A 4339-nucleotide genomic window follows, 5' to 3' on the forward strand; every position below is an offset into this window, starting at 1 on the left:
CGCCTCCTGCTCCTCCCCCCCCGCCTGAAGCGACAGCCCAGGCGCCCTCCCCTCCCGCAACGGACATCCCCCGAGCGGACGTGCCACGTGCGGCAGAGGCCCCTCGGCTCGACGGCCCTCGCCTCACGCCCTCGCTCACGCTCACGCCGGGCGGAGACGTGGCCGTGAAGCCCACGGAGCCGAAGGGGCCTGGAGAACTCCCGTCCCAGTCCGCGCAGCAGGTCATGGACAAGCTGACGGTGGAGACACTCGGCCAGGGAAAGGTCCAGCGCGGTCTGGTCCACCCGTACTTCAGCCAGCTCGGCAAGAGCCTGCTGAAGTCCTGGGATGCCGAGCGCGCCGTCACCTCCCAGGGCTTCAAGGGCTTCCTGGAGCAGGCCCAGGAGAACAGCAAGGCCTGGAACAACATCTGGCGCGATCGCGCCGCGTCCTACGGCGCCTCGGGCTCTCCGCTCGAAGCGGATCCCGCCTTGAAGCCGGGCCGCAGGCCCCCTCCCGCCAACTCCAACCCCAACCTCGAGGCGCGCCGGGCCATGCGCCAGCAGATGCGCGAGGAGTTCCAGTCCACTCGCCGCGCCATCATCCGCGTGGTGCAGGACGCCGAGGGAAAGCTGCTCGAGGTGACGCTGGTGTCCCCCAGCAACAACGTCCAGGTGGACAAAGAGGCCCTCAAGGACGTGCGGGCCGCTGCCGAGCAGCTCCCGCCCCCACCGCCGGAGGCCCTCGCGGGCAAGGAGAAGCTCACGAGCCTCTGGCAGTTCGAGCTGATCATCTCCATCACCCCGCCTGTGCCCACGCTCAGCTTCGAGTTCGACGAGGCCCTGCAGTTCATCGACATGCGGCTGCCGCTGGACCGCCGCATCTACAAGCGGGTGCGGCTGCTCTCGGTCCAGTGAGCCCCGGGTGGCCTCAGCGCTTGCGGCCGCTCGAGCGCGTGGAGCGCTCCGAGCCCCCACCGTAAAGGCTCTGGTAGTCCTTCATGCTGCGCTGGATGACCTCGAGCGCCTCGGGTCGATCGTACACCTCGGCGATCTCCACCTTGCGCCTTCCCTCACCTGGGATCTGCTTGTACGTGAGGAAGTAGTGCTTGATCCGGTCCACCATGGCGCGAGGGCACTGAGCCATGTGTTGGATCTCGCCATAGGCGAGGTCCGACTCCAGCACGGCGATGATCTTGTCGTCGGCCTCGCTGCCATCGATCATCCGCAAGCCGCCGATGGGCACCGCGCGCACCAGCAGGTTTCCACTGCTGATGACCTTCTCCGTGAGCACGCAGATGTCCATGGGGTCTCCGTCCCCGCGGATGTCCTTGTGGCCGGTGCGCTCGGCGGCGCGCTTCGCCACCAGCGGGCCGCAGAATGTCCGCGGGATGAAGCCGTACGGCGTGGGGCACTGGCTGGAGAACTGCTGGGGCCGATCCAGCCGCAGGATGCCCGTCTCCTTGTCCAGCTCGTACTTCACCGCGTCCGTGGGGACGAGCTCGATGTACGCGGTGACGGTCTGCGGCGCGTCCTCGCCAGGGCTCACGCCATGCCACGGGTGGGCCTGGAAGGCGTGCCAGAGAGGCTTCTTCATGGTCTGTCTCCCGAGAGCTCGCACGCGCGGGCATAGAGCCGCGCGACGGTCTGCTCCAACTGATGCGTGACGGCGTCCCGGTCTTCCACCGAGAGCCCCTGCGTCTGGATGGGCTCGCCGATCACCAGCGCCGCCCGCTTCCCCCACCGGAGCGCCAGGCTCCCCTTGGGCAGGATGAGCCGCGTGCCGGACACCGCCATGGGCACAATGGGCACCCCCGCCTGGATCGCGAACACCGCGGCGCCCTTCTTGAAGGGCTTCAGCTTCCCATCCGAGTTGCGCGTGCCCTCCGGGAAGAACATCACGCTCACGCGCTCGCGCACGGCGAGGACGGCCTCCGAGAGCCGGCTCTTGTCCGACTCGCTCCCATCCCGATCCACGGGGATGTTGCCGGCCAGGCGCATCGTCTGCCCGAAGACGGGGATCTTGAACAGCTCGCGCTTGGCCACCCACCGCGTGTGCTTCCGCACGTGTGCGAAGAAGAGGATCACGTCGTAGTTCGACTGGTGGTTGCACACGAAGACGACGTTGCCCGGGGGCAGGTGGTCCAGGCCGCGCGCGGTGTGCGTCGCTCCCGCGGCCGCCATCATCGAGCGGCCCCAGTAGTAGAGCAGGCCGTCCGCATCGCGGGGATCCCGGATCGACAGGAGCGACGTCAGCGGTGATGTCACCCCCGTCAGGCCCGCCGCGGCCACATCCGCGAACGCTGTCTTGAGAAACTCGGGGATCACACGAACTCGTGGGCGGGAAAGAGGAGGACGTCCGAGATGGTGCTCACTCCCATGAGCAGCATCAAGATGCGATCGAGCCCCACGGCGATCCCCGCGGAGGGAGGCATCCGCCCGACAGCGTCCAGGAAGCGCTCGTCCAAGGGGTACACGGGGCGGCCCAGGGCCTTGCGCAGCTCCTGCTCCTCCACGAGGCGGGCGCGCTGCTCCACCGCGTCCGTCAGCTCGGAGAAGCCGTTGGCCAGCTCCAGCCCCTTCACGTACAGCTCCACGCGCTCGGCCACCGCCGGATCCCCGGGCTTCAGGCGCGACAGCGAGGCCATGGAGGCCGGGTACTCGATCAGGAAGGTGGGCCGCTCGTGGCCCAGCCCCCGCTCCACCCGCTGCAGGAACAGGTGGAAGAAGACGTCGTCGAAGCTCGTCGCGTCCCCCGTGCGCACGCCCACGGCCTCGGCAGCGCGCTTGAGCGAGGGCCCATCCGGGCAGGCGCGCAGATCCACCCCCGTGGCGTGCAGCACCGCGTCCCTCACGGTGATGCGCTCATACGGCAGCCGGGTGAAGAAGGTCGGGTCCGCCCCAGACTCCCCGCCCGTCACCGAGCGCCCCGCCTCCGCCAGCGCCTGCTCCAGCTCCTCCATGATGACGTGGTAGTCCGCGTGGGGCCGGTAGAACTCCAGCATCGTGAACTCGGGGTTGTGCGTCGCGGACACCTCCCCGTTCCGGAACACCTTGCAGAGCTGGAAGAGGGGGCCTGCCCCCTCGGCGAGCAGGCGCTTCATTGCGTACTCGGGGCTGGAGTGCAGGTAGAGCGAGCGAGGCCTCCCGATGTCCGTCTCTGGAAGGAAGGGGGTCTCGAAGGCGGTGATGTGTGGCTCCATGCCTGGAGCGGGCACCAGGAGGGGGGTCTCCACCTCCAGGTACCCCCGGCCGGCGAAGAAGCGCCGGAGCGCAGCCTGGAGCGCCTGTCGGCCCGCAGCCGCTCGCCATCGGAGTTGATTGGGCATGAGCCCGGCGGACGTTACATTGCCCCCTCCATGCACCCAAGGGTCCTCTTCCAGCTGGCTCTCGCTCTCTGTCTCACCGCCTGCCCCAAGGCGGTGCCCCCGCCGCCGCCACCCGAGGTCACGGAGGCAAAGCACCTCGCCACCGAGGTGAAGGAGCTGTCCGTCCAGGCCCAGGCGCTGCTCGAGACCCAGAACCGCCTCATCTGGGAGCTGTGGACGGAGGGCAAGCCGGTGGACATCGCCGCCACCTACAAGGGCAAGGAGGGGCTCTTCTCCGTCGAGAATGTCCGGAAGATCGATCGGCTGCGCCAGCTCACCCAGGATCCTCGCGAGCTGCGGGCCCTCACGGCGCTCCAGTCCCACGTCGCGGGCGAGTACCTGTCGCGCGAGCTGGCCGAGTACAACGACGCCCTCGCCAACCTGGAGGCCTCGCTCACCTTCACCGTGGACACCCGCGAGGTGCGCTACCGGGATCTGGAGCGCCTGCTGGCCAACGAGAAGAGCACGGGGAAGCGCCGCGCCCTCTACACCGCCGCGGTGCCGGCCATCGAGCGGCTGAGCCAGTCCCTGCGCCGCCGCGAGGAGCGCACCGTGGAGCTGGTGAAGGAGCTGGGCTATTCCTCGTACGAGGCCTTCGGGGCCGAGCTGCGCCAGGCGGATCTCACCCGGCTGAGCGTGCTCGCGGAGGAGATCCTCCAGGCCACCCAGGAGCCCTACCGCACCGTCATGGAGCGGCTCTCGCAGCGGGAGCTGGCCATGCCCTTCGCCAACATCACCCGCGCGGACATCCCCCGGCTGTTCCGCTCGCGCGAGGTGGAGAACGCCTTCCCCCAGCAGGAGGCGATGCTCCGGGTGCATGGCTCGCTGCAGGGCTTGGGCATCGACCTGACGGAGATGCCCAACATCTATATCGATGCGCGGGACAACCCTCGCAAGAACCCGCGTCCGCTCACCCTCCCCATCGAAGTGCCGGGAGACGTGCGCCTGTCGGAGAAGCCCGCCTCGGGGGTGCTGCACCAGGGGCGGCTGATG

The 4339-nt window shown here is 69.0% G+C and carries 4 protein-coding genes and 1 pseudogene; 2 read left to right on the top strand and 3 right to left on the bottom strand.

The window, feature by feature from the left end; translation table 11 throughout:
• A partial coding sequence (locus VD972_RS35025; RefSeq protein ID WP_324993159.1) for a TonB C-terminal domain-containing protein occupies positions 1 to 896 on the top strand: 896 nt, incomplete at its 5' end.
• Between the two features lie 13 nt (positions 897 to 909).
• Here the strand turns inward: VD972_RS35025 and VD972_RS35030 are convergent.
• From VD972_RS35030 to epmA, 3 genes are read right to left on the bottom strand one after another with little or no spacing between them, the layout of a single operon-like run.
• Positions 910 to 1575, bottom strand: a complete 666-nt coding sequence (locus tag VD972_RS35030; protein WP_324993160.1) for an inorganic pyrophosphatase — start codon at positions 1573 to 1575, stop codon at positions 910 to 912.
• Complete coding sequence (locus VD972_RS35035) at positions 1572 to 2306, bottom strand: lysophospholipid acyltransferase family protein (RefSeq protein WP_324993161.1); 735 nt, start codon at positions 2304 to 2306, stop codon at positions 1572 to 1574. The genes VD972_RS35030 and VD972_RS35035 overlap by 4 nt, the downstream gene beginning before the upstream one ends.
• A complete protein-coding gene (gene epmA, locus VD972_RS35040; protein WP_324993162.1) occupies positions 2303 to 3307 on the bottom strand; it encodes an EF-P lysine aminoacylase EpmA in 1005 nt (334 codons plus the stop codon). Before epmA ends, VD972_RS35035 begins: the two co-directional genes overlap by 4 nt.
• A 30-nt stretch (positions 3308 to 3337) precedes the next feature.
• Between epmA and VD972_RS35045 the strand changes: the two are divergent.
• Positions 3338 to 4339, top strand: a pseudogene (locus VD972_RS35045) (chromosome segregation protein SMC); the annotation flags it as partial.

The sequence above is a fragment of the Hyalangium sp. genome (assembly GCF_035629615.1).
GTDB lineage: Bacteria > Myxococcota > Myxococcia > Myxococcales > Myxococcaceae > Hyalangium.